This is a genomic window from Antarctobacter sediminis (genome assembly GCF_019218285.1).
Lineage (GTDB): Bacteria > Pseudomonadota > Alphaproteobacteria > Rhodobacterales > Rhodobacteraceae > Antarctobacter > Antarctobacter sediminis.
In genome coordinates, this window is the sequence record NZ_JAHUZG010000004.1 from 135439 (window position 1) to 158757 (window position 23319).

The following is a 23319-nucleotide window of genomic DNA, read 5'->3' on the forward strand; positions in this document are numbered from 1 at the left end:
GGGTCGAACGTCAGGCCACTGCCGTCTGGCGCATCATGATCGCGCGACTTTGCGTCCAGAACCGATGCATCAACAGCGCCGCCGCCGCCGCCAACCCGACCACGAGACCGAACCAGATCCCTTCGCCGCCCCAGCCCAGCGCAAAGCCAAACACCCAAGCGCTTGGCATGCCGATGCCCCAATAGGCCAGCGCCGCCATCAGCATCGGCACCCGCGTGTCCTGCAAACCGCGCAGCAACCCGATATGGATGACCTGCGCCGCATCCACGATCTGGAACAGCGCTGCCATCGCCAATAGCCCCTTGCCCGCCGCAAGGATCGCGTCCCGCTGCGGTTCGGCCGGGTCGATAAACAGGCCCAAAAGCGTTTCCGGGATCGCGACGAACAGCACCACCGTCAGACCGGACGTAATCGCGCCCAGCACGGTCACGACGCGGGCGCCGCGCAGCAGATGCTCGCTATCGCCGCGGCCCAGCGCGTTGCCGGCACGGACGGTGGCCGCGTTGGACAGGCCAAGCTGAATCATGAAGGCCGCCGAGGCGATCTGAAGCGCAACGCCATGGGCCGCCAGCGGGATCGTTCCCAGCCAGCCCATCAAAACGGCCGATGCCGCGAAGAGCGCCACTTCGGCCAGCGTGGTCAGTCCGATCGGCCAGCCAAGGTGAAAGACCTGCGCGAACATTTCCCAGTCGGGGCGCCAGAACCGCACGAAAAGCGCATGTTCCGGCAAAATCCGCAGCGCGTAAATCGCGACCAGCACAAGCGACACGACCTGCGCCGAAACAGAAGCCAGCGCCGCCCCGGAAATACCCAGCTCGGGCGCGCCCCAGTTGCCAAAAATCAAGGTGTAATTCGCCAGCACATTGCCCAGCGCGGCCACCAGAGTAATCCAGAGCACCACCCGGGTATGTTCCAGACCGGCAAGATAGTTCTTGAGCACCATGACCCCAAGCGCGGGCAACAGGCCGATCCCGGCAAGCCGGAGATAGGTCTGCGCAAGGCCTGCGACCTCTTCGGTCTGGCCCATGCCGCGCAGGATCGGCCCCGAGAACCAGAACAATGGCAGGGTCAGGATGAAATAGAGAATGGACAGCCACAGCGCCATGCGTGTGGCCCGGCGCACCAGCACCTCGTCCTCTTGTGCCGCGTAGCGCGCAACCATGGGCATGATCGCCCATGCGAACCCCGATCCGAACAGGAAAACCGTAAAGAAAAATGACCCCGCGATGGTCAGGGCCGCCAGTTCAGGAACCCCGTACCAGCCGATCATGATCGTGTCTGTCAGGCCGATGGCAAATTGCGCGAGGTGACCGCCGATCAGCGGCAAGCCAAGGCGCAGAACAGCGCGCCGATGTTCGGAATAGGAAACCTGAATGCTCATAAGCCGGCTTTAGTCTCGGGGTCTGACACTGGCAAGGGTGCGGGTGCGCGATGCGCCGAGTTGTGATACCATGAAACAGCTAGCGAGCCCGGAGCATTCCCGATGGCCGACCCCGTTGATCCAAACCGCCTTTTGACCGACACCCGCGTCTTTCTGACAGAGCTTGCGGACAACAATGACCGCGCGTGGTTCCGAGAGAACAAATCCCGCTATGACAGCGAGTTGAAACGCCCGGCCGAAAAACTGTTGGCACAGATGGCGGGATGGCTGGCCGCGAAACGTGGCCCGGTGCCCCGGACCAAGCTGTTCCGCCCACATCGTGACGTGCGGTTTTCAGAGGACAAGACACCTTACCACACGCATCTGCACATGATGTGGTCCCTGCCGGACGGTCGGGCTTGGATGTTGGGGATCTCGACCGAGTATGCCACTGCTGGCGCGGGCCTGATGCATTTCGAAGCAGCACAGATGGACCGCTGGCGCGAGGCCATCGCCACGAACCGGGGCGAAAATCTGTCCCGAATGATCGAAGCGGCGGGCTGGCGCGTCGACCCGCCCGCGCTGAAACGGGTGCCGGCCCCCTACCCTGCCGATCACCCGCAAGAGGCGCTATTGCGCTGCAAAGGGTTTGTCGCCTGGCGCGACGGTCTCGATCAACCGCTGGCGGTCGATCCCGAAGAAACTCTGAAACAGGTCTTTACCGGGTTCGAACCGCTGATGGACTGGCTGGGCGAGATCGCCTGACCCGGCTCAGCCTCGACGTGTGTCGGGGTGCAGGGCCTTGCCAAGGATATGATCCGAACGGTGGATCACATGCCCGGCCCCGCCGACAATCAACGGATCGGGAAGCCGCGCGATCTTGGGGTCCTTGTCGGGATAGTCCAGCGTCGACAGGAAATGCCGCATGCAATTCAGACGCGCGCGCTTTTTGTCGTCGGACTTGATGACCGTCCAAGGCGCATCTGCCGTGTCGGTGTAAAAGAACATCGCCTCTTTCGCCTCGGTATAATCATCCCATTTGCCAAGGCTGGCCTTGTCGATGGGGGACAGCTTCCACTGTTTCAGAGGATCGGTCTCGCGGCTTTCGAAACGAGCCTTCTGTTCGGATTGAGTGACGGAGAACCAATATTTGTACAGGCGGATTCCGGACCGCACCAGCATCCGCTCCAGTTCGGGCGTCATGCGCATGAATTCAAGGTATTCGCTGGGCTGGCAAAAGCCCATGACCCGCTCGACACCGGCACGATTGTACCAGGACCGGTCATACAACACGATTTCACCCGAGGTCGGCAGATGCTGGATATAGCGCTGAAAATACCACTGGCCGCGTTCTTCCTCGGTCGGTTTGTTAAGCGCCACCACGCGGGCCGTTCGCGGGTTGAGATGTTCGGTGAACCGTTTGATGGTGCCGCCCTTGCCCGCCGCATCGCGCCCCTCGAACAACAGGACGAACTTCTGGCCGGTCTCCTGCGCCCACAACTGAACCTTGAGCAATTCGGCCTGAAGGCGCGCCTTGTCCCGTTCGTAGGCACGACGGGATACCTTGGTATCATAGGGATATTCGCCGGTTTCAAAGGCGCGGCGGATCTCATCCGGGGTCGGATGGTGCCGTTCGGCACGGACAGGTGCCGCAGGCGCTTCGCTTGCGGGCTGCGCGTCGGGCGCATCGGCCACGGCAGTCAGGGTGGCGTCCACCGAATTGGCAACGGTTTGTTCTTCGGCGGGGGCGGTCAGCACTGGGGGCATGGTGTCTCCTTCGTCCTTGAATGGCCTATGATCCCACGGATCGCGAGACACCGCCTTGCGGTACGTCAAAAAACCGTCACGAAGGCTTCATCTTTTTCCCTGTTCCGGGTGCCATTGATTTTCCTCCGCACATCCGGCAAGAGGCAAAAGCCTTGCAGGGAGTGAGCCATGACACGCATCGATTCCACCTTCGCCCGGTTGCAAGCCGAGGGACGGAAAGCCTTTGTCTCGTATATCATGGCGGGCGATCCGAACGTCGAAACCTCGTTGGCCGTGATGAAGGGCCTTCCGGGCGCTGGCGTTGACGTGATCGAACTGGGTCTGCCCTTCACCGATCCGATGGCGGATGGCCCGACGATCCAGTTGGCCGGTCAACGGGCGCTGGAGCATGGCATGACGCTTGACCGCACCCTGCAAATGGTGCGCGATTTCCGCCAAGGCAACAACGAGACACCGATCGTGCTGATGGGGTATTACAACCCGATCTATTCGCGCGGTGTCGACACGTTTCTGGCGCAGGCCAAGGAAGCCGGGATCGACGGGTTGATCATCGTCGATCTGCCGCCCGAAGAGGACGAGGAACTGTGCATTCCGGCGCAGAAGGCGGGCCTAAATTTCATTCGTCTTGCAACACCAACCACCGATGACAAGCGTCTTCCGAAGGTGCTGCAAAACACCTCTGGCTTTGTGTACTACGTGTCGATCACCGGGATCACTGGTGCGGCGGCGGCGCAATCGGCGGATGTCGGGCCGGAAGTGGCCCGCATCAAGGCCAAGACCGACCTGCCCGTGATCGTCGGGTTCGGCATCCGGACGCCGGACACCAGCAAGGCGATCGCCTCGGTGGCGGACGGCTGTGTTGTCGGCTCCGCCATCGTGGGCGAAATCGCAGCGGGCAAATCCGTGGATGAGGTTCTGTCCTTTGTGGCCGGTCTGGCCGAAGGTGCTCACTCGGCCTGAGGCGTCAGCAGACGCGCCATTACGGCCGCCAGCGCCTCGCGTTTGATCGGCTTGGCCACATGCGCGTCGATCCCGTTTCGGAGATAGCTGGACACCTGGTGCGTCATGGCATTGGCGGTCAGCGCAACGATGGGCACGCGGGGCAATTCGCGTGCGGCTTCGACCTCGCGGATCATCGCCGCAGCTTCAAGGCCATTCATTTCCGGCATGTTCACATCCATCAGGATCAGGTCGAATGGCGCCGAGCAATGCGCCTCGACCGCGGCGGCACCGTCGCCCACCACATCGATCCGGAACGGATAGCGACGCAACAACAGGCGCAGAACACGCTGGTTCGTTTCGCTGTCCTCCGCCACGAGGATACGCCATGGCCGCGCCATGAGGACCGCGTCGGCCTGATCTTGCGAGTCGCGGTCGGGCCCGTTGCGAGAGCGGGCGTCCTCTACCCGCAGCCGGGCTACGAAGACTGAACCGCCTTCGGGTGCGGGCTCATAGACCAGATCGCCGCCCAACAGCCGACAGATCCGCCGCGAGATGGTCAGACCCAGCCCCGTGCCGCCAAACTTGCGCGTGATCGAGGCATCGGTCTGGGTGAAAGCCTCGAACAGGCGGTCACGCTTGTCCGGGGGCACACCCGGTCCTGTGTCCCGCACCTGGATTTCCAGCACCTCCCCGATGCGCCGAATGGCGACATAAACGCCGCCCTTTGCGGTGAATTTCAGCGCGTTCGACACAAGATTGGTGATGACCTGGCGCAGGCGAGTGGGATCGCTGCGCAACCAGCCGCGCGCCGCCGCATCCTGCGTCACGTCCAGTTTCAGCCCCTTGCTTTCGGCCCGGGGTTCGTAAACCTGCAAGACTTCGTGGCATAAGCCGTCCAGATCAAAGTCGCGCTCTTCCATCTCCATCTTGTGGGCTTCGATCTTGGACAGATCCAGCAGATCATTCAGCAAGTCCAACAGGGAAATGCCGCAGGACTGGATGATCTCGGCCATTTCCTGCTGTTCGGGCGCCAGATCGCTTTCGACAAGGGTCGTCGCCATGCCCAACACGCCGTTTAACGGTGTCCGGATCTCATGGCTGATCATGGCAAGAAAGCCGCTCTTGGCGGCACTGGCACTTTCGGCGGCGGTCTTGGCGGTTTCCAGTTCGCGAGTCCGCTCTCGCACCGCTTCTTCAAGAACGGCGGCCTGCGCCTTCAGGGCGGCGTTTGCGTCGAACAGCGCGCGGCTCTTCTCCTCAAGCAGATGCTCGGCCTCTTTTCGCGCGGCTCTCTCACGTTCGTAGCGACGGCGCGAGACCCGGTCCGCGGCGGCGCTGGTCGCCGGGGCATTCATGTCTCACCCCACCAACCGCACGTCAAAGACGGCCTCCCCCTTGGACAACCGGTCCAGCCCGATTTCTGCCGGTTGCCCGAAATGCGCGACGCAGGCTTCGACCAGTCCATGACAAAACGCCACCAATGGACGTTCCGAATGATAGGTCATGCGCAGGTGATCCTCACCCAGCCATTCAGTTTCGAACCGCGGCAATTCGGCGTCGGGATACAGTTTGCGCACTTCGACATGCACCTCGCTTTCGATGGCGGCCAGCATGTCCAGCACGGTCGATTTATCCTCGAAGAACTGCGGATAGCTCTGGACAAAGCGCGCATGCATCCAACCGCCAAACTTGCGCTGCAACTCATCCCCCGGAATGCCGGTGAGATCGCTAACGGCACCGACGATCCGCATCAGTTCGGAACACGGATAGTTGCCCACCGCTGTATAGGCGGCATCGGACTCGAGTTCGAGTTGGTCCAGAATGTCATCCACCGCTTCCTCGCCAATGGCCTGCTCGGCCATTTCCAGCAATTCCGTGAAAACGATGCCCTTCATCGTGCCGTCCTCCAAGATCCCAGCTTCTGCGATACCGCAGAGCAGTGAAGACGGTCTTAAGAGTCGCATTGCGTGAACGACCCATTATTGGTAATTGATCCTTACCAATTTCAACGAAAGCGCCCTGCCCATGCCCGTCATCACCGAAATCGAGGACCTCAAGCGCATCTATCGCCGGCGTGTCCCGAAAATGTTCTACGACTATTGCGAATCCGGCAGCTGGACAGAGCAGACCTTTCGCGAGAACTCTTCGGATTTCGATGACATCTACCTGCGCCAGCGCGTAGCGGTGGATATGGCGGGCCGCTCGACACGGACGCAGCTGATCGGTCAGGATGCCTCGATGCCGGTGGCCCTGGCCCCCGTCGGCCTGACCGGGATGCAGCACGCCGATGGCGAGATCCACGCCGCCAAGGCAGCCGAGAAATTCGGCGTGCCCTACTGCCTGTCCACCATGTCGATCTGCTCGATCGAGGACGTGGCGTCGAATACCTCGAAACCGTTCTGGATGCAGGTTTACACGCTCAAGGACAACGAGTTCATGCAGAATCTGTTTGACCGGGCGAAAGAGGCGAAATGTTCGGCCGCCGTCATCACGGTTGACCTTCAATTGCTGGGTCAGCGCCACAAGGATCTGAAGAACGGTCTGTCCGCCCCGCCCAAGCTGACGCCGAAATCCGTCGCCAACATGATGACCAAGGTGGGCTGGGGCCTGAACATGCTTCAGACCAAGCGGCGCTTTTTCGGCAATATCGTCGGCCATGCCAAGGGTGTGACGGATGCCTCGTCGCTGACCACATGGACCGCCGAGAGCTTTGACCAATCGCTGGACTGGGATCGCATCCGCGAATTCCGCAAGATGTGGGACGGCCCGCTGATCATCAAGGGCATCATCGACCCGCGCGACGCGCTGGAGGCTTGCAATGTCGGCGCAGACGCCATCGTGGTCAGCAACCACGGCGGTCGCCAACTGGACGGGGCCCTGTCCTCGATCCGGGCGCTGGAACCCATCGTCGAGGCTGTCGGAGACAAGATCGAGGTCCACATGGACAGCGGCATACGCTCGGGTCAGGACGTATTGAAGGCACGCGCGCTGGGAGCCAAGGGGTGCTGGATCGGGCGCGCCTATGTCTATGGGTTGGGCGCTATGGGTGAGGCCGGCGTAACCAAAGCGCTGGAAGTCATGCACAAAGAGCTGGATGTCAGCATGGCGCTTTGCGGGCGAACCGACATCGAAGCCGTTGACCGGGACATCCTGATGGTGCCCAAGGGTTTCTCTGGCGAATGGGCCTGAAACGGCCGGCGCGGGTGACGGCCAGCCCCGTCCTCCTTGCCCGCGCCCCGAATCTCCTTGCCAAAAGGCAAGATCCGGTTTAACCGCACGGCTTCACGCGGGGTGACAGCCTTGGAGGCACCCCGCCCTAACTTATGGAGATACAATATGGCTGGTGAGATTCCTGATCTCAACGCCCAGGAACGGACGGGGACGGGCAAGGGCGCCGCTCGTCAGGCACGCCGTGATGGCATGGTTCCGGGCATCGTTTTCGGTGGTGACAAAGAGCCGCTTCCGATCCAACTGCCCTTCAACGTCCTCTTCAAAAAGCTGAAAGACGGTCGTTTCAAGTCGACCCTTTTCAACCTGAAGGTCGACGGGCACGAGGACGTTCGCGTGATCTGCCGCGACGTACAGCGTGACGTGGTCAAAGACCTGCCGACGCATGTCGATTTCATGCGCCTGCGCCGCACCTCGAAGGTCAACCTCTTCATCCCCGTGGAATTCGTGGGCGAAGAAACCGCACCGGGCATCAAGCGCGGCGGCGTGCTGACCGTGGTCCGCCCCGAAATCGAACTGATCGTGACCGCGGGTGACATCCCCGAGAAGGTCACCGTGGATCTGTCCAGCCTCAAGATCGGCGACATCGTGCACATCTCGGACGTGACCCTGCCGGAAGGCAGCAAGCCGACGATCGACCGCGACTTTGTGATCTGCAACATCTCGGCCCCCTCGGGTCTGGCGTCGCAGGATGCCGAAGAAGAAGGTGAAGAAGCTGCTGCGGAAGACGCAGAAGCCTGATCGCCTTAACACGATGACACGGAAAACCCCTGCGCCCGGCGCAGGGGTTTTTGTTTGTCCTGTCGCCTCAGGCCGTTAGAACCTGCACCGCCTCGAATATCTCAAGCTCGGGCGGCGCAAGATACATATGCTCCGATGATTTCGCCCCGCCATGGGCGGCACGAAACGCCTCTGACCGGGTCCAGCCGGTAAAGCTGGCTTCGTCCTGCCACAGCGTGTGCGAGGCATATAGGACATGATCCTCTTTCTCCGGCCCCTTCATCAGCGCAAAGCTGACGAAGCCCGGAACCGATTTCAGATGACTGTCCCGGTTCTTCCAAAGCTCCTCAAAGGCCGCTGCCTCTGATTTCACCACCTTGAACCGGTTCATGGTCAGGTACATTCCGCTCTCCCGTTGTGATCGGTGCCGCCTCTGTCCTACATAGGGCCAAGGCGGTCTCGGAGGGCACAGTGCAAATATTCGCAGGTCTCGGCAATCCCGGCACGAAATACGCGGGCAACCGGCACAACATCGGCTTCATGGCGCTGGACCGGATCGCCGAGGATCACGGATTTGGCCCGTGGAAGGCCAAATTCCAGGGCCAGGTGTCCGAAGGGCGGCTGGGTTCGGAAAAGGTGCTGTTGCTCAAGCCAGAGACCTTTATGAACCTCTCAGGCCAATCCGTGGGGGAGGCCATGCGGTTTTACAAACTGGCTCCGGGCGATGTGACCGTGTTCCACGATGAACTCGACCTTGCGCCGGGCAAGTGCAAGGTCAAGACCGGTGGCGGCCACGCCGGGCACAATGGCCTGCGTTCGATCCACGCACATATCGGCGAGGCCTACCGCCGCGTGCGACTGGGCATCGGGCACCCCGGTCGTAAGGAACTGGTGGCCGCCTATGTCTTGCATGACTTCCACAAGGCCGATCAGGACTGGCTGGACGATCTGATACGGGGCATTGCCGACGGTGCTCCACATCTGGCCGCGGGCGATGCGGGCAAGTTCATGAATGCCGTCGCTCTGCGCACCGCCCCGCCGCGATCCTCCAAGACACCGGACAAGCCGAAACAGGCCCCACAGGCCCAACCTGCCACGCCCGAAGAGGACAGTTCCGGCGAGGAAAGCCGCAATCCCCTGCAAAGGCTGGTGGACAAATTCAGATGACGAAACGGCGTCTAGCGGCTTTCGTTCTGATCCTGTTGGCCGCGCTGGCCGGGGCTGGCTTTGCTTTTCGCAATGAACTGACCCGCCTGCGCGCCACCATGACGCTCTTCGACGAAACCGAGATCGTCCATAATTTCAGCCATATGGACCAGCTTTTTGAAAGCGTCCCGATCCCGGTTCACAGCCGCGCCACGCCCCTGCCCCAAGGACGCCCGCTTGAGCCACCCGCCGATTGGCAAGCCTGGCTGGACCGGCGGGCCGTCACTGGCGCCATCGTGCTGCGCGACGGCAAGATCGTCCACGAAAGCTACCACCTTGGCACACAACCTGAGGACCTGCGCATTTCGTGGTCTGTGGCCAAGTCCTATTTGTCCGCGCTTTTCGGCATCTTGCTGGCGCAGGGTCATGTGGACAGCCTTGACGACCCCGTGGTGAAATACGCACCCCACCTGAAGGACAGCGCCTATGACCGGGCGACGATCCGCAATGTCCTGCAAATGTCGACCGGGGTGGTCTTTGACGAAGACTATCTGGATTTCTGGAGCGACATCAACAAGATGGGCCGCATCCTTGCCTTGGGCGGTTCGATGGACGGTTTCGCGGCTGGCCTGACGCAGACCGATCAGGCGCCCGGTCAACAATGGCGCTATGTCTCGATCGACACGCATGTCCTGTCGATGGTTGCACGGGGTGCCACCGGCAAACGCTTGCCCGACCTGCTGGCCGAAGATCTGCTGATGCCGATGGGGGTCTATGGCAAACCCTATTATCTGACAGACGGTTACGGCATTGCCTTCGCGCTTGGCGGGTTGAACCTCATGCTCCGGGACTATGCACGACTGGGCGACATGTTTCGCGACTACGGCCGCCTTCAGGGCAAGCAGATCGTTCCCGAGGATTGGGTGATCGAAAGCACGACGCCCTCGGCCCGGACAGCCCCGGGCAAATTGCAATATGGATACCAGTGGTGGATGCCCTCAGATGCCCGCGAAGGTGAATTCATGGCGCGTGGCATCTATGGCCAATACGTCTATGTTGATCGTCAGAGCGGAACCGTCGTGGCCATTACCGCGGCGGATCGCGCATTTCGAGAGGCCGGGGCATTCGATGACGCCTTGCAAATGTTCCGCCGCCTGTCCGGCCGTTAAGGGAGACACGCCATGCTGAAGAAAGATCCTTCGATCAACGTGTTGGGCGGCCCGCTTGAGTCCTGCTCTCAGGACCCGGTAACGGGTTTCTTCCGCGACGGGCATTGCAATACCTGCGCCGAAGACCAAGGCAGCCATACGGTCTGCGCGGTCATGACTGCCGAGTTTCTGGCCTATTCGAAATACGTTGGAAACGACCTTTCCACCCCGCGGCCAGAGTTCCGCTTTGCGGGGTTGAATGCCGGGGATCGCTGGTGCCTGTGTGCCGCGCGTTTCCTTCAGGCGCATGATGAGGGCTGCGCGCCGCAGGTCAAACTGGAATCCACGCACCAAGCCGCGCTGGACATAGTGCCACTGACCATTCTCGAACAGCACAAAGCGGATTAAGCCCTTACCCCGGAAACAGGCATTTTTTTACGCAGGTGAACGCTTTTGCCCACCGCAACCCAAGATTGTGCCTCTGCGTTAACCTGCAATTAACCCTTGCTGGATCACGATGAACTCACAGGGCAACGACCCTGAAAACTCCTGGTTGATTGTTCGAAGGTGATCTTTCCCCAAAAGCTCTCCAATTGGGGATAACTCCCGAGAGACTGCCGCTCCGGTTGCCCGGAGCGGCCTTTCTTTTGGCAGGTCAGTCCCGCAAACGCGCAATATCCTGCAAGAGCCCCTGCGTCCCGTTGTGGACGGTGAGGTGGTCGACCTTGGCCGCAATCGTTTCCAAGGCGTCAAGCTCCTTCAAGCGAAGCATCACGGGGTTGTCCTCCATGACCTTGGCCGTGTTGAGAAGCGACCGCATGGCGTTGGTCTCTTCGCGGCGCAAGATCACGTTGGCCTCGGCTTCTTTCTCGGCCTCGACCACACGGTTGAGGATCTCGCGGATTTCGCCCGGCAAGATCACGTCCTTGAGGGCGATCTCTTGCACGTCGATCCCGATGTTCGCCAAATCGGCCCGCAAGGTTTCCCCGGCCTCGACGTCGATGGCCCCCTTCCCGGCAAGAAGCTGATCAAGCGTCAAGACGCCAAGCCGCCGCCGAAAAAGAAGCTGCACCGCCCGGTGAAGCGCCTCTTCGAAATCCGTAACCGCCGTAACGGCCCGCTCCGGGTCTTTCACGCGAAAGATCGCGGTCAAGTTGACCCGGATCGTCACCCGATCCTTTGTGAGAATTTCCTGCCCGACGACCTCATGCGCGCGTTGGCGCATGTCCACGATCCTGACCGTGGCACGCGGACCCGCCGCCCAGAAGCTATGCACCCCGGGCGCCATCCGCCCGCTGAGCACCCCATCGAGAAAGAGCATCCCCACCTGCCCCTCTCCCACATGCAACGTGGTAAGGACACGGCCAAGGCCCGCACGCTCAAGCCGTCGCGCAAATTGCGGTTCGACGCGAGCATCAGTGGCAAGATCGAACCGCTCGACCGAGAAGGGCCCGGCATCGGTCCAAAAGACCACCCGGTCCTCGGGCATGAGCACTTCGATCGGGCGCCCATCACGCATGATCACGGCAATCTCGCCGCTGCCAGTACGAACCTCAGTCAAATGATCGGCAACAAGGTCCGGACGGCTGCGGAAAAGCGCCCGGTCAAAGCCCGAGATGAAACGGAGACCGTCGATGTTGTGGACCTCGCGCCTGCTGCCATCCCGCTGGACGAGATGTTCACCGGGGCCAAGCAATGCGTCAAAGCGGCCGTTCACAAGGACAAGCAAACGCTCGTTCTCGGAAAGCGTGACACGTTCTCGCCCGGCGAGGGCGTGGAATAATCTGGTAAGCACATTGGTCATCTAAAATCTCCTTTTCGTCTTGTGCCTATCGTCGTCGCAAAGCGATTTTCCTTTGATGCTGGAGGGTTGGAGGCGAAATGCCCCGCAGGTGTTGATAAGGCGGATCCGGAACGCCCCTCTGCCGCGACTGCGAGCGGGAGACCGGCGAGAGGGGCGCAGAGCCACGGCGCGCCAGGGCAGTACCCAAGGCAGACCGTAGCCCGGCGGAACCTTCATCCGTTGCTCCGGCCCGATGCCGGAGCAGGCAAGACCTTGCCGCGCCCCCAGCGCTGCCGCCGGGGATTGGCGTGGGACGTGCCTGCAAGCGACGCCCCGGATCCTTTGAATTTGGACCACTCACGTGGACCGGCACCCGAAGCCGGCGCCTTCCATGAAAGGCGTTTGGTCAAATGGCAGGAATCGAACCTGCTACACCTCGATTAGCAGTCGAGCGCTCTACCTATGAGCTACATTTGGAGACATTGGGAGGATTCGAACCTCCGCCTGACGAATGGCATTTCGCTGCTCTGTCCAGACTGAGCTACAATGTCGGTGCCGCCCTGCGAAAAGGCCCTGGCATACAGTCTCGGCAAAGCCGCCTGCACCGGGGGAGTGATCACCTCCACCCGCTAGGGTCCAATCCGCAATGACCGGGTCTGTTGGATAACCGCGGGTCGTGGATTCGCTCCAGTATCGAAAACAGGGGTAGAGCTCACCGTTGCGGCTGCGCAACAAAATTTCAACCTTGCGCAACATTTAGAAAGCCGCGAACCGGTCGCCGCTGTGAACGCACCGGCCAAAGCGCCTTGGGTTTGCGGGAAATGTCACGTGTTTTCGGGCAAAAGATCGCCCTGCGCCTCTCCGGCGATAAGATCGTCGATGAACAGGCTTAGCAACTGAGGTCGTCCGGTGACCTGTGCCTTGCGGTAAATCGCGTTGGTCTGGGCCTTGACCGTGCCCTCAGAGGTCTTGCGGACGGCAGCGATTTCCGCAGTCGACAGCCCCTTGATCGCCATCAGCGCCACGTCGCGTTCGGCTGGGGTCAGACTCCATTCAGCGAACCGTTCATCCAGAACATCCATGAAAGCCCCCCGCGCCAGCCGCAGGCTGTCTTCGGCCCGCGCCCGCGCCCGTAGGCTGCGCCCCAACAGCGTGGCTGTCACCGCAAGCCCGACGATCAACCCGATGGCCGCGCCGATCTGGATGAGTTCATACAAGGCCCAAGGGATCGGCACGCTGCGCATTCCCAACCGGGTCGACAGAATGTCGCTGAGGAAGAAACCGGCACAGCACAGCTGAAATGAAAACAGCGCGCCGATGCCGAAACGGGTTTTCACGCCTGCGGGCTCCATGGGCGGGGAGGCATGACCGTTGCCGGGAGCATGCCGATGTTCGGGGTTGGGATGTTCGAGCGTTTCACCGCCAGAATGCACTCGCAGCACGGGAACAGGCAAGGGCCACAAGTGGCGGGAAACCGCCGAACGGCGGTAAAGCGCTCTTGTCAGAAATCCCGACCGGACCGGTCCGCGCCGGGTTTGTCATCGGACTTGCCCGGAGGGTCGTCCTTGTCCGAGCGGCCGGGCGGCTCGTCCTTGTCGGACTGTCCCAGCGGATCGTCCTTGTCAGACTGTCCCGGCGGACCGTCGCGGTCCGGTGGTCCAGCAGGGTCCCCGGCGGGCGGAGAGGCGCCGTCAGGCTCGGCAGCAGGCAGGGCATCGCCGTCGGCAGGCGAACCAGAAACCGGCGGCGGGGTGGTGTCCTTGACCGCCGCAATCGGCGCGCTCCCGCCTCCGGGCTTGGTCGAGGAATACAGGTAGTCGCGCTTGACCGCCCCGGTCGACGGGTTGATGACCACTTCACGCCGGCCCGCAGGGCCTTCGGCGACGATCTGGTCGAACCCTAGCCAGGTGCGCCGCACGCGAAAATTGGTGAAACCCTCGCTCGCCAGTCGCTGAATCACGGCGTCACGATGCGACTGCGCCAGAACCGGAGAGGCGACAGACAGGGCAGCCAACAGGAGGAAACAGAGAACCGCGAACCGCATGGCGCACTCACACAGCCACGTGCCAGGCGCCCGTGCTGGTCTTGCGCTTTGAGGCGGCATCGTTCTGTTGACGCAGGCGTTTGTGCTTGGTCATGACCTTCAGCTTGGTCGTCGGGGTGACCAGCGTTGTCATCGTCATCATCAGGGTCGTTGTCGGGGTCATTGCCATGACGGTCTGTGTCCGGGTGATCTTGGTCTTCATCATGGCATTCCTTCCAACGCGGGTCATCCCCCCGCGCGAGAGTGAACAGGATATGCCGATCACCTGCCGCAACCGAGACACGGTGTGTGCCCTTCCGTGAGTGGGACCAGAGCCGGAACGGGGGAGAACCGGGTCTGTTTGGGCTGTAGGAGCCGTGCGGGACAGACGGCTGCGGCAGGTGACCGACACGTCGGCAACTGACCCGAAAATGCCGGGCGCACAACCGCAGAGGAATTGGATTTGGGTTTAATCGCGCCTCTCTAAACCGACGAAAGACGCCCATAAACCAAGGTTTATGGGCGTCAAACGTTTGAATTCAAAGATTTTCGCAAACGCCGGCCGGATTAGCCCGCGCTGCGGCCCTCGGTGCCGGACATGTCCACGCCAAGGTGCTTGGCCACGGTGAAGATGTCCTTATCGCCTCGGCCACACATGTTCATGCAGATGATGTGATCCTTGGGCAGCTCCGGCGCGATCTTGGCAACATGGGCCAGCGCGTGGCAGGGCTCCAGCGCGGGAATGATGCCTTCGGTTTCACACGACAGTTGGAAGGCGGCCAGCGCCTCTTTGTCGGTGATCGAGACATATTGCGCCCGACCCACGTCATGCAGCCAGCTGTGTTCCGGTCCGATCCCAGGATAGTCGAGACCCGCCGAGATCGAGAAACCTTCGAGGATCTGGCCGTCATCGTCCTGAAGCAGGTAAGTGCGGTTGCCATGCAGGACGCCCGGGCGCCCACCGGTCAGCGACGCGCAGTGCTGCATCTTTTCGTCGACGCCTTTGCCGCCGGCCTCGACCCCGATGATGTTCACTTCCTTGTCGTCGAGGAAGGGATAGAACAGGCCCATGGCGTTCGATCCCCCGCCGATGGCGGCGATGATCGTGTCCGGGTTGCGGCCCTCTGCCTCGTGCATCTGTTCCTTGGCTTCCTTGCCGATGATCGACTGGAAGTCACGGACCATGGCCGGATAGGGATGAGGACCGGCCACCGTGCCAATGCAATAGAAGGTGTCGCGCACATTGGTCACCCAGTCGCGCAGCGCATCGTTCATCGCGTCCTTCAGCGTGCCGCGACCAGAGGTGACGGGCACAACCTCGGCCCCCAACAGCTTCATGCGGAAGACATTGGGTTGCTGACGTTCCACGTCATGCGCGCCCATGTAGACCACGCATTTCAGGCCGAACTTGGCGCAGACCGTCGCCGTTGCAACGCCGTGCTGACCTGCGCCGGTCTCGGCGATGATCCGGGTCTTGCCCATGCGGCGGGCAAGGATGATCTGGCCCAGCACGTTGTTGATCTTGTGCGCGCCGGTATGGTTTAGCTCATCCCGCTTCATATAGACCTTGGCACCGCCCAGACGTTCGGTCAGGCGCTCGGCGAAATACAGCGGGCTGGGGCGGCCGACATAGTGTTTCCAGAGGAACTCCATCTCGTCCCAGAAACTCTGGTCGGTCTTGGCCTTTTCGTACTCGGCCTCAAGGTCGAGGATCAGCGGCATCAGCGTTTCGGACACGAAACGTCCGCCATGGATGCCAAAACGGCCCTTTTCGTCGGGCCCGGTCATGAAGCTGTTCACGAGATCGTCCATAACACTTCTCCTCTGTCTGGCCGTCTGAATAGGGCATATGGGGCGCGGCTGACCAGAGGCAAAAGGCATGAAAAAACGCCCCCGAAGCTGGTTCCGGGGGCGTTTTCATCTGGTCAGCGGCGGGTCAGGCGCGAAACATGACCTTGCCTTTCCGCCCCGGCGTCCGGGCGGCGCGGGCGGCCCCGGCCCCCTCGTCCAGCGAGAAGGTCTGATCGACGGTCAGCGGCAGCTTGCCTTGCGCGGCCAGTGTTACCAGTTCGGTCATCAGCCGGGTGCAGTCATCGGCGGGCATTTCCTCGATCACTTTCTTGCCCCAGAACCCCTTGAGCGTGATGTGCTTGAAGATGATCGGCCCGGTGTCCAGTTGCAACGGCGCGCCGGTTGCTGTGCCGAAGGTCACAAGCAATCCCTCGGTTCCCAAAAGCGTCACGAGGTCACCGCCCAGTTCTCCGCCAACCGAATCTACGGCGGCGCGGGCACCGTTGGGCCCAAGAATGTCTTGCGCAGCCTGCATCCATCCGTCCTGTTCGGTGGACAGGACATTGTCGATGCCCAGATCTGTCAGTTCGGCAATGGCGGCCTCGCGGCGCACGAGGCTGAGGATCTTGACGCCCCGTGCCTCGGCCAGCTTGGCAAGGATCTTGCCCACGGCACCATTTGCCGCCGTCTGCACAATCCAGTCCCCTTCGCGGACGTTCAGGAACTCCAGCAAAGCGATGGCCGAAAAGGGCATCGCGACCAGTTGCGCCGCAGCCTCATCCGCGATGGCGTCGGGCAGCGGAATGACACCGGCAGCAGGAGCCACGAAATATTCGGCCCATGTGCCCATCGCCCCGGCAGAGGTGACGCGCTTGCCTTTCAGGTCTTGCGGTACGCCCTCGCCCAGCGCCTCGATGACGCCGACAGCCTCGGTCCCGCCGGCGGTGGGCAGAGCAGGCTTGACGCCATAGGACCCATGCACGGTCCAGAGGTCGTGGTTATGGATCGGCGCAAGGATCGTGCGGATCAGAACCTGACCGGCAGCGGGTGTGGGTTTGTCAATCTCGGCGGTTTTCAGCACTTCGACGGGATCGCCAAAGGTTTCGTGGATCACGGCTTTCATCGGTTTGTCCTTTTGGAAGTCTTCAGACCCGCAAACGCGCGCGGGCCTCTTGGGTTGCATCGCGCAGGGCACTGTCGTCGCGCGAAATTCGGGTCAGGATCGCGGCCCCCAACAGCGTGGCATAAAGCCGCCGCGCCTCGGCCAGGGGGTCATCAAGAGAGCGCAGACTGCCGTCCTCGGCCCCCTGCGTCAGCAGGCCGGCCAAACGGGCAACGAACTGCGCCACGCCGCGATCCATCGCGACACGCATCGGTTCGGACAGGTCGGACACCTCGGCGCCCAGCTTGACCACAAGACAGCGTTCCGCCAGCCCCGCCTGCGCAGCATTCGTCAGCCATGCAGAAAAGAAGCGGTCCAGTTTGTCAGCGCCGGTTCCGGGCCCGGTCAACAGCACGTTCAGACGGTCAAGATAGCCCTCGGAATAGGCCTCGATCGCGGCGCGCCCAAAATCCTCTTTGGAGTCGAACCAATGATAAAAGGATCCCTTTGGGACACCCGCCGCCTTGAGCAATACCGACAGACCAAGCCCGGCAAAACCCGATGTCAGCATCAGCGCCTGCCCGCGTTCGAGGATCATGTCCCTGGTTGTCTGCGTCTCTGTCATGAGGCGCAGGTAAGAACGATTAGACCGGTCGTCTAGTGCATTTGCAGATATTTATCGCCTCAAGGCACCAGCGCTGCCCGTTCCAACGCCGGATACCGCAGCGCCAGAAGAACGGCGCGGGTGACATAGGCAATCATCAGCGCCGCCCACAGACCGTGCCCACCCCAAACGGGGATCAGCGCCGTGACCGCCACGAAATAGACCCCCGCAGACACCGCCATCATGTTGCGCATGTCCCGCGTCCGGGTCGCCCCGATAAAGATTCCGTCCAGCATCCAGCTGGGCAGCCCCAACAGGGGCGTCGCCACGATCCATGGCAGATACAGGCGCGCGACCTGCTGCACCTCGGGGTCTTTGGTCATCGCATCGATGATCGCACCGCCGAACAGGGCAAAGCCCAGCGCAAACAGAAGGTTGGACAGGAACCCCCAAAGGCTGGTCAGGCGGACCGCCCGCCGCAACTGACCCACGGCCTTGGCCCCAAAGGCCTGCCCCACCAACGACTCGGCGGCAAAGGCAAAGCCATCCAGCGCATAGGCCATGACTTCGATGAAATGCAGCAGCACCTGGCTCGCGGCCAGCGTCACAACACCGAAACCGGCGCTGTAGTAAAAGATGAAGGACAGCGTGATCGTCTGCAGCATCAGCGACCGCAGCAGGATGTCCGTATTGACCACGGCCATGTGACGCAGGCGTGCCCGGTCAAAGACCCGGGGCCAATCCCGCCAAGCCGGATTGCGGAACGCCTTGCGGCACAGCCAAAGGCCAAGGACCAGCCCCGTCCAGTCCGAGATCACCGTGGCTGTCGCCACGCCTTCGACGCCCCAGTCCAACCCGATGACGAAAAGCGCATTGAGGGCGATGTTCAGGCTGACAATCCATAGCTGCAGGATCAGCATCGACCGCGTGCGTTCAAGCGCGCCCAACCAGCCATTGATGCCATAGACCGCCACCGCCGCCGGCGCGGACAGGATCCGAATGTCCATATAGCCCGAGGCCAGCGATTTGACCTCTTCCGTTGCGGGAGAAACGGAAAAGCCGAGCACGGCAATCGGCCCCAGCAGCGGGATCATCAGCAGGCCGCCCGCTCCGCCGATCAACAAGGCACGGGTCAGCAAGGCGGCAACCTCGGCCCGGTTGCCCGCGCCCTGTGCCTGTGCCGTCATCCCGGCGGTGCCCATCCGGATAAACCCGAAAATCCAAAGCAGCGACGTGATCAGCGCCGCCCCCACCGCCACGGCGGCAATCGGTGTCGCATCCGGGATCTGGCCGATCACGGCAGTGTCGGCGATCCCCTGTAGGGGCACCGTCATATTGGAAATGACGATGGGCACGGCGATCCCGAGCACACGGGCATGGGTAATGGATTGGGAACTGGTCATGGCCTGAAGAACTTTGGAAAATCAAGGGGCACCCTGCCCCGCCGCCACGGGCGGCCCCTCGGGTGTAGGGATCACCCGAAAGCTCTGCAAGGGGTCAGGGAGCGGCGGAGGAGGCCCCCGCGCGGATCAGCCGTCTTTGCGCGGCATCAGGAAATGCGCGGTCGCCTGTGCGATGGGTCGGTTGTGATTGTCCTGCCATGCCTCGGCCTGCACGCTGGCATAGCGGCGGCCCGACCGGGTTACCCGTGCCCGTGCATAAGCATCGCGCGGCAGGCCCGACAAAAGATAGTCGACGGTAAAGTCGATTGTCTTGGGCAGGCGGGGCAACTCTCCCCGGGTCATCGTGTCAGGATCCAGCGCGCCGGATTCGATGTCCTTCCAAAGGTAGCTCCAGTTGAGCGTCACCATGGCGGTGATTTCCAGAAAGGCGGCAGTCACGCCGCCGTGGATCGCGGGCAGGAACGGGTTGCCGATCAGCTTTTCGTCAAACGGCAGAACAGCGGTCAACTCGTCACCACGGCGGTCGAATTCGACCCCGAGGTACTGGATATAGGGCACGCCATGCACCAGCGCCGAAAGCGCGGCATCGCGGCGCTGCTTGATGACCTGAACCGGTTCCGGAGCGGGACGGGGCATCACTTGCTCTCCACGGTAAAGGTGCCTGTGGCCGTGGCCACGGGGCGGTCGGTGTCGTCGTCGGTCGCTGTGGCACGGACAAAGGCCACCGACCGCGTGATGTGATGGCAGATCGCGCGCGCCGTGATCGTCTGGCCGGGCGTGGCCGGGCGCATGTAGTCGATCCGCAGGTCGATCGTGGCTGTCCCCGAGGGCGAACGCGGGTGGCTCATGACGGCGGCGCCGCCGCAAGTGTCCATCAGCGCCGAAACGGCTCCGCCGTGAATCACGCCGGTTTCCGGGTCTCCGATGAAACGTTCGTCATAGGGCATGCGGATCACGGCAAGCCCCTCCCCCAGTTCGGTGATCTGCATCCCCAACGCACGGCAATGCGGAATGGAATCGATGAACTGCCGGGCGATTTCGGCCTTGTCTGCACTCATGGGCGCCTCCTTGCGCAATCTTTATGGGCGCGCAATCCTTTGCCTGCAAGCGACGGATTGCGCGGGGGGCATGGCTGCGGGTTGTCTCGCAGGCGGGCTGCGCATAGGTTTCCGCAGCGAGCGACGGGGAGACGTGCGATGGCCGAGACGCAACTGACCTTCAAGGAAATGTGCGCGAAATTCGATGTGACGCCACGGACGTTGCGCTATTACGAATACATCGAGCTGCTGGCCCCTGAACGCGACGGGCGGGCAAGGCTGTATGGCCCACGAGAAGTGGCACGAATGACGCTGATCCTGCGCGGTCGCCGGTTTGGGTTTCAGCTTGAAGAAATCCGCCAGTGGCTGACCATCTACGAAGAACAGGGCACAGAGGCCCAGATGGAAGCATGGATCGAAATGGCCGACCGTCAGCTTGCACAACTTGCCGTCGAGCGCGTCCAGCTGGAGGAAGCGATGTCCGAATTGCAGGCGCTGCGCGATCAAACAGCCGAGTCGCTGGGCCAGAAGGCCTAGGCAATTCCGACAGACACTTGCCCCCGGGTCAGGAATCCCTTACCTCTGATTTTTGACCACTTGGTATAAAATTGCGTCGCGCTACGCTTGACCTTGCATGATCTTACGTCAAGCACGAAGTGACGCAGCGTATGAGTTACGTCAACCGATTTTCCCATTGTAAGAAAGAGGCGAAACCCGCACCTCGGCCCTCATGAAGGATTTGTGACGGACGGAGTGATGGGGATGCGAGACATGACAGACGACCAACTGATGACGATCCGGGAAATGTGCGATGCTTACGAGGTCACTCCTCGGACATTGCGGTTCTACGAGCAGAAGGAGCTGCTGTTCCCGATCCGTGAAGGCCAAAAGCGCCTGTTCACGCGGCGCGACCGCGCCCGGCTGAAACTGATCCTGCGCGGCAAGCGCTTTGGTTTCAGCCTCGAGGAAATCCGGCAATTGCTGGACCTCTACCACGTCGGCGACCGGCAACGGACACAGCTGGCTGCGGCCTATGACGTGGCGCAGGAACGGCTGGCGGACCTGATCCGGCAGCGGGACGAAATGAATACTGCAATTGATGAATTGCAGGAGCAGATGAAATGGGGCGAGCGTATGCTGGCCTCGATGGATCAGAAACGCGCGGCCGAGTGAACGCGGCCGCGGGCAGGATTTCAGGGAGAGAGACATGCCCAGCTACACGGCGCCCACCAAGGACCAGATGTTCGTTCTGAATGACGTGTTGCAAGTCAGCACGCAGGATGTCCCGGGATATGAGGACCTCGACCGCGAAACGCTCGAGGCCATCCTGGACGAGGCGGCCAAGGTCGCAGAGAATGTCACCGGTCCGCTGAACGTGGTGGGCGATCAGCAGGGCTGTACGCTTGAAAACGGTGTTGTCCGCACCCCGGACGGGTTCAAAGAGGCCTTCGATCAAGTGCGCGAAGGCGGCTGGACGGCGCTGGACTGTGATCCCGAATACGGTGGTCAGGGCCTACCCTATGTTCTGGCCACCGCCGTGGGCGAGCAATTCTCGGCCGCGAACATGGCTTTCAACATGTACCAGGGCCTGACCCACGGTGCCTATTCGGCCATCCACACTCACGGATCGGACGAACAGAAAGCCACCTACCTGCCCAAAATGGTCACCTGTGAATGGACCGGCACCATGAACCTGACCGAGCCGCATTGCGGCACGGACCTGGGCCTGATGCGCACCAAGGCGGTTCCGCAGGAGGACGGCAGCTACAAGATCACCGGCCAAAAGATCTTTATCTCGGCCGGTGATCACGACATGTCGGACAACGTGATCCACCTTGTGCTGGCCAAGATCCCGGGCGGCCCAGATGGCATCAAGGGCGTGTCCCTGTTCATCGTGCCCAAGTTCCTTGTCGACGCCGACGGCACCCCCGGCGAACGCAACGGTGTCTCGGTCGGCAAGATCGAGGAAAAGATGGGCATCCACGGCAACTCGACCTGCGTCATGAATTATGACGAAGCCACAGGTTACCTTCTGGGCGAAGAACACAAAGGCATGCGCGCCATGTTCACCATGATGAACGAGGCGCGGCTGGGTGTGGGCCTGCAAGGTTACGCCCAGGCCGAAGTCGCCTATCAGAACGCGTTGGCCTATGCCAAGGACCGTCTTCAGGGGCGCGATGTCACCGGGGTCAAGAACCCGGACGGCCCCGCCGATCCGCTGATCGTGCATCCCGACATCCGTCGCAACCTGATGGACCAGAAAAGTTTCGTCGAAGGCGCACGGGCCTTTGTCTACTGGGGGGCCTCGATGATCGACCGCGCCCACAAGACCGAGGACAAGGCCGCTGACGGCCTGATTTCCCTGCTGACACCGGTGATCAAGGGGTTCCTCACCGACAAGGGCTTTGACATGGCCACCGCCGCGCAGCAGGTCTATGGCGGCCACGGCTATATCGAGGAATGGGGCATGTCGCAGTTCGCCCGCGACGCGCGCATCGCCATGATCTACGAAGGCGCGAACGGCGTTCAGGCGCTGGATCTGGTGGGCCGCAAGCTTGCACAGGACGGCGGCAAACACGTCATGGCCTTCTTCGAAATGGTCAAGACCTTCGCCTCGGAGCACAAGGGGCAGGACGAGGACTTCGACAAGCATTTCCTCGAACCGCTCAAGGCCGCGTCGAAGGATCTTCAGGCGGCTGGCATGTTCTTCATGCAAAATGGCATGAAAAACCCCAACGCGGCGCTGGCCGGGTCTTATGACTTCATGCATCTCTTCGGCCATGTTTGCCTTGGCCTGATGTGGTGCAAGATGGGTTGGGCCGCCAAGGCCAAACTGGCCGCCGGCGAAGGCGACCATGACTTCTACGCCGCGAAACTGGCGACCGGCCGGTACTACATGGCGCGGCAACTGCCGATGACCACGACGCATCTGCGGCGCATCGAGTCCGGCGCGGACCCCGTCATGGCGCTTGAGGCAGAGGCGTTCTAAGGCAAAGGTGGACCGGCGGGGGGGACTCTCCCCGCCAGACCCACGTGACCCGGAGGAACCCATGCCCAAACGCTTTCGTCTGACGCGGCGTTTTCCTGTCGCCATGACCGAAGACGGTTATCGTAAACTCCGCAAGTTCGCGCATGACGCCGGGCTGGACGAGGGCGAGGCGCTGTCATTCCTCTTCGAGCACTTCGAAAGCGTGACCGACGGCGAGGCGCTTGCCCACAAGCTGCGGATTTTCAACGCCGAGCTGGACGAACGCAAACGATAAGG

The 23319-nt window shown here is 61.8% G+C and carries 26 protein-coding genes and 2 tRNA genes; 11 read left to right on the forward strand and 17 right to left on the reverse strand.

The genetic code is table 11. The features are described 5' to 3' along the window. Positions 1-10: 10 nt before the first annotated feature. Positions 11-1381, reverse strand: coding sequence for an MATE family efflux transporter (locus tag KJP30_RS19870; RefSeq protein ID WP_218451116.1), 1371 nt, complete (start codon positions 1379-1381; stop codon positions 11-13). Positions 1382-1483: 102 nt separating this feature from the next. On the opposite strand from KJP30_RS19870, the gene KJP30_RS19875 reads away from it, so the two are divergent. Continuing rightward, a complete protein-coding gene (locus KJP30_RS19875; RefSeq protein WP_218451117.1) occupies positions 1484-2125 on the forward strand; it encodes a TIGR02453 family protein in 642 nt (213 codons plus the stop codon). Between the two features lie 6 nt (positions 2126-2131). Here the strand turns inward: KJP30_RS19875 and ppk2 are convergent, their stop codons facing one another. Continuing rightward, positions 2132-3127 carry a polyphosphate kinase 2 gene (gene ppk2 / locus KJP30_RS19880; protein WP_218451118.1) on the reverse strand — a complete coding sequence of 332 codons (996 nt, stop codon included), beginning with the start codon at positions 3125-3127 and terminating at the stop codon, positions 2132-2134. A 168-nt stretch (positions 3128-3295) separates the two neighbouring features. Between ppk2 and trpA the strand changes: the two genes are divergently transcribed. After that, positions 3296-4087: a tryptophan synthase subunit alpha gene (gene trpA, locus KJP30_RS19885; protein WP_218451119.1), complete on the forward strand. Its 792-nt coding sequence runs from the start codon at positions 3296-3298 to the stop codon at positions 4085-4087. On the opposite strand, the gene KJP30_RS19890 is transcribed toward trpA, so the two are convergent. Both KJP30_RS19890 and KJP30_RS19895 read right to left on the reverse strand, forming a co-directional pair. Next, positions 4075-5424, reverse strand: a complete 1350-nt coding sequence (locus KJP30_RS19890) for an ATP-binding protein (RefSeq protein WP_218451120.1) — start codon at positions 5422-5424, stop codon at positions 4075-4077. The genes trpA and KJP30_RS19890 overlap by 13 nt on opposite strands. 3 nt (positions 5425-5427) lie before the next feature. Then, positions 5428-5964, reverse strand: a complete 537-nt coding sequence (locus tag KJP30_RS19895; RefSeq protein ID WP_218451121.1) for a heme NO-binding domain-containing protein — start codon at positions 5962-5964, stop codon at positions 5428-5430. A gap of 130 nt (positions 5965-6094) precedes the next feature. Between KJP30_RS19895 and KJP30_RS19900 the strand changes: the two genes are divergently transcribed. After that, entirely contained in the window at positions 6095-7258 is a 1164-nt protein-coding gene (locus KJP30_RS19900) for an alpha-hydroxy acid oxidase (protein ID WP_218451122.1), read from the forward strand. Between the two features lie 147 nt (positions 7259-7405). Next, a complete protein-coding gene (locus tag KJP30_RS19905; RefSeq protein ID WP_218451123.1) occupies positions 7406-8038 on the forward strand; it encodes a 50S ribosomal protein L25/general stress protein Ctc in 633 nt (210 codons plus the stop codon). 67 nt (positions 8039-8105) lie between these two features. Here the strand turns inward: KJP30_RS19905 and hmuQ are convergent, their stop codons facing one another. Continuing rightward, positions 8106-8420 carry a heme-degrading protein HmuQ gene (gene hmuQ / locus KJP30_RS19910; RefSeq protein WP_218451124.1) on the reverse strand — a complete coding sequence of 105 codons (315 nt, stop codon included), beginning with the start codon at positions 8418-8420 and terminating at the stop codon, positions 8106-8108. A 68-nt stretch (positions 8421-8488) separates the two neighbouring features. On the opposite strand from hmuQ, the gene pth reads away from it, so the two are divergent. From pth to KJP30_RS19925, 3 genes are read left to right on the forward strand one after another with little or no spacing between them, the layout of a single operon-like run. Further along, positions 8489-9184, forward strand: a complete 696-nt coding sequence (gene pth, locus KJP30_RS19915) for an aminoacyl-tRNA hydrolase (protein WP_218451125.1) — start codon at positions 8489-8491, stop codon at positions 9182-9184. Then, positions 9181-10332: a serine hydrolase domain-containing protein gene (locus KJP30_RS19920; RefSeq protein WP_218451126.1), complete on the forward strand. Its 1152-nt coding sequence runs from the start codon at positions 9181-9183 to the stop codon at positions 10330-10332. The genes pth and KJP30_RS19920 overlap by 4 nt, the downstream gene beginning before the upstream one ends. Positions 10333-10344: 12 nt before the next feature. After that, complete coding sequence (locus tag KJP30_RS19925) at positions 10345-10719, forward strand: DUF2237 family protein (RefSeq protein WP_218451127.1); 375 nt, start codon at positions 10345-10347, stop codon at positions 10717-10719. A 247-nt stretch (positions 10720-10966) separates the two neighbouring features. Here the strand turns inward: KJP30_RS19925 and KJP30_RS19930 are convergent, their stop codons facing one another. The 12 genes from KJP30_RS19930 to KJP30_RS19985 all read right to left on the reverse strand — a co-directional run bounded on the left by KJP30_RS19930 (position 10967) and on the right by KJP30_RS19985 (position 20075). Continuing rightward, positions 10967-12115 (reverse strand): slipin family protein, encoded by a 1149-nt coding sequence (locus KJP30_RS19930; protein ID WP_218451128.1) that lies wholly within the window; start codon positions 12113-12115, stop codon positions 10967-10969. Between the two features lie 384 nt (positions 12116-12499). Further along, a tRNA-Ser gene (locus KJP30_RS19935) sits at positions 12500-12571 on the reverse strand. Further along, positions 12569-12645, reverse strand: a tRNA-OTHER gene (locus KJP30_RS19940). The genes KJP30_RS19935 and KJP30_RS19940 overlap by 3 nt, the downstream gene beginning before the upstream one ends. A gap of 273 nt (positions 12646-12918) precedes the next feature. Beyond that, a complete protein-coding gene (locus KJP30_RS19945; protein WP_224874606.1) occupies positions 12919-13431 on the reverse strand; it encodes a helix-turn-helix transcriptional regulator in 513 nt (170 codons plus the stop codon). A 164-nt stretch (positions 13432-13595) separates the two neighbouring features. Continuing rightward, positions 13596-14138 carry a hypothetical protein gene (locus KJP30_RS19950; RefSeq protein WP_218451130.1) on the reverse strand — a complete coding sequence of 181 codons (543 nt, stop codon included), beginning with the start codon at positions 14136-14138 and terminating at the stop codon, positions 13596-13598. Between the two features lie 7 nt (positions 14139-14145). Beyond that, on the reverse strand, positions 14146-14340 hold the full coding sequence (locus KJP30_RS19955; RefSeq protein ID WP_218451131.1) for a hypothetical protein: 195 nt from the start codon (positions 14338-14340) through the stop codon (positions 14146-14148). Positions 14341-14684: 344 nt separating this feature from the next. Then, positions 14685-15929 (reverse strand): tryptophan synthase subunit beta, encoded by a 1245-nt coding sequence (gene trpB, locus KJP30_RS19960; protein ID WP_218451132.1) that lies wholly within the window; start codon positions 15927-15929, stop codon positions 14685-14687. A gap of 124 nt (positions 15930-16053) precedes the next feature. Further along, entirely contained in the window at positions 16054-17031 is a 978-nt protein-coding gene (locus KJP30_RS19965; RefSeq protein ID WP_218451133.1) for a zinc-binding dehydrogenase, read from the reverse strand. 22 nt (positions 17032-17053) lie between these two features. After that, entirely contained in the window at positions 17054-17635 is a 582-nt protein-coding gene (locus KJP30_RS19970; RefSeq protein WP_218451134.1) for a TetR/AcrR family transcriptional regulator, read from the reverse strand. Positions 17636-17694: 59 nt separating this feature from the next. After that, positions 17695-19017, reverse strand: a complete 1323-nt coding sequence (locus KJP30_RS19975) for an MATE family efflux transporter (RefSeq protein WP_218451135.1) — start codon at positions 19015-19017, stop codon at positions 17695-17697. A 126-nt stretch (positions 19018-19143) separates the two neighbouring features. Then, a complete protein-coding gene (locus tag KJP30_RS19980; protein WP_218451136.1) occupies positions 19144-19653 on the reverse strand; it encodes a PaaI family thioesterase in 510 nt (169 codons plus the stop codon). Further along, the gene (locus KJP30_RS19985) at positions 19653-20075 is read right to left on the reverse strand and encodes a PaaI family thioesterase (RefSeq protein ID WP_218451137.1); all 423 of its coding nucleotides are present in this window, start codon (positions 20073-20075) and stop codon (positions 19653-19655) included. The genes KJP30_RS19980 and KJP30_RS19985 overlap by 1 nt, the downstream gene beginning before the upstream one ends. Positions 20076-20213: 138 nt before the next feature. On the opposite strand from KJP30_RS19985, the gene KJP30_RS19990 reads away from it, so the two are divergent. From KJP30_RS19990 to KJP30_RS20005, 4 genes are all read left to right on the forward strand, one after another. Further along, positions 20214-20591, forward strand: a complete 378-nt coding sequence (locus KJP30_RS19990; protein WP_218451138.1) for a MerR family transcriptional regulator — start codon at positions 20214-20216, stop codon at positions 20589-20591. A 234-nt stretch (positions 20592-20825) separates the two neighbouring features. Then, positions 20826-21227, forward strand: coding sequence for a MerR family transcriptional regulator (locus KJP30_RS19995; protein ID WP_218451139.1), 402 nt, complete (start codon positions 20826-20828; stop codon positions 21225-21227). 34 nt (positions 21228-21261) lie between these two features. Then, positions 21262-23043 (forward strand): acyl-CoA dehydrogenase C-terminal domain-containing protein, encoded by a 1782-nt coding sequence (locus KJP30_RS20000; protein WP_218451140.1) that lies wholly within the window; start codon positions 21262-21264, stop codon positions 23041-23043. 61 nt (positions 23044-23104) lie between these two features. After that, entirely contained in the window at positions 23105-23317 is a 213-nt protein-coding gene (locus KJP30_RS20005) for a hypothetical protein (RefSeq protein WP_218451141.1), read from the forward strand. The last annotated feature ends 2 nt before the right edge of the window (positions 23318-23319 follow it).

Excerpts from the sequence above, each read along its gene's own strand:
- KJP30_RS19870 (WP_218451116.1), bottom strand. The coding sequence starts at position 1,381 with ATGAGCATTCAGGTTTCCTATTCCGAACATCGGCGCGCTGTTCTGCGC.
- KJP30_RS19875 (WP_218451117.1), top strand. The coding sequence starts at position 1,484 with ATGGCCGACCCCGTTGATCCAAACCGCCTTTTGACCGACACCCGCGTC.
- ppk2 (WP_218451118.1), bottom strand. The coding sequence starts at position 3,127 with ATGCCCCCAGTGCTGACCGCCCCCGCCGAAGAACAAACCGTTGCCAAT.
- trpA (WP_218451119.1), top strand. The coding sequence starts at position 3,296 with ATGACACGCATCGATTCCACCTTCGCCCGGTTGCAAGCCGAGGGACGG.
- KJP30_RS19890 (WP_218451120.1), bottom strand. The coding sequence starts at position 5,424 with ATGAATGCCCCGGCGACCAGCGCCGCCGCGGACCGGGTCTCGCGCCGT.
- KJP30_RS19895 (WP_218451121.1), bottom strand. The coding sequence starts at position 5,964 with ATGAAGGGCATCGTTTTCACGGAATTGCTGGAAATGGCCGAGCAGGCC.
- KJP30_RS19900 (WP_218451122.1), top strand. The coding sequence starts at position 6,095 with ATGCCCGTCATCACCGAAATCGAGGACCTCAAGCGCATCTATCGCCGG.
- KJP30_RS19905 (WP_218451123.1), top strand. The coding sequence starts at position 7,406 with ATGGCTGGTGAGATTCCTGATCTCAACGCCCAGGAACGGACGGGGACG.
- hmuQ (WP_218451124.1), bottom strand. The coding sequence starts at position 8,420 with ATGTACCTGACCATGAACCGGTTCAAGGTGGTGAAATCAGAGGCAGCG.
- KJP30_RS19920 (WP_218451126.1), top strand. The coding sequence starts at position 9,181 with ATGACGAAACGGCGTCTAGCGGCTTTCGTTCTGATCCTGTTGGCCGCG.
- KJP30_RS19925 (WP_218451127.1), top strand. The coding sequence starts at position 10,345 with ATGCTGAAGAAAGATCCTTCGATCAACGTGTTGGGCGGCCCGCTTGAG.
- KJP30_RS19930 (WP_218451128.1), bottom strand. The coding sequence starts at position 12,115 with ATGACCAATGTGCTTACCAGATTATTCCACGCCCTCGCCGGGCGAGAA.
- KJP30_RS19950 (WP_218451130.1), bottom strand. The coding sequence starts at position 14,138 with ATGCGGTTCGCGGTTCTCTGTTTCCTCCTGTTGGCTGCCCTGTCTGTC.
- KJP30_RS19955 (WP_218451131.1), bottom strand. The coding sequence starts at position 14,340 with ATGAAGACCAAGATCACCCGGACACAGACCGTCATGGCAATGACCCCG.
- trpB (WP_218451132.1), bottom strand. The coding sequence starts at position 15,929 with ATGGACGATCTCGTGAACAGCTTCATGACCGGGCCCGACGAAAAGGGC.
- KJP30_RS19965 (WP_218451133.1), bottom strand. The coding sequence starts at position 17,031 with ATGAAAGCCGTGATCCACGAAACCTTTGGCGATCCCGTCGAAGTGCTG.
- KJP30_RS19970 (WP_218451134.1), bottom strand. The coding sequence starts at position 17,635 with ATGACAGAGACGCAGACAACCAGGGACATGATCCTCGAACGCGGGCAG.
- KJP30_RS19975 (WP_218451135.1), bottom strand. The coding sequence starts at position 19,017 with ATGACCAGTTCCCAATCCATTACCCATGCCCGTGTGCTCGGGATCGCC.
- KJP30_RS19980 (WP_218451136.1), bottom strand. The coding sequence starts at position 19,653 with ATGCCCCGTCCCGCTCCGGAACCGGTTCAGGTCATCAAGCAGCGCCGC.
- KJP30_RS19985 (WP_218451137.1), bottom strand. The coding sequence starts at position 20,075 with ATGAGTGCAGACAAGGCCGAAATCGCCCGGCAGTTCATCGATTCCATT.
- KJP30_RS19990 (WP_218451138.1), top strand. The coding sequence starts at position 20,214 with ATGGCCGAGACGCAACTGACCTTCAAGGAAATGTGCGCGAAATTCGAT.
- KJP30_RS19995 (WP_218451139.1), top strand. The coding sequence starts at position 20,826 with ATGACAGACGACCAACTGATGACGATCCGGGAAATGTGCGATGCTTAC.
- KJP30_RS20000 (WP_218451140.1), top strand. The coding sequence starts at position 21,262 with ATGCCCAGCTACACGGCGCCCACCAAGGACCAGATGTTCGTTCTGAAT.
- KJP30_RS20005 (WP_218451141.1), top strand. The coding sequence starts at position 23,105 with ATGCCCAAACGCTTTCGTCTGACGCGGCGTTTTCCTGTCGCCATGACC.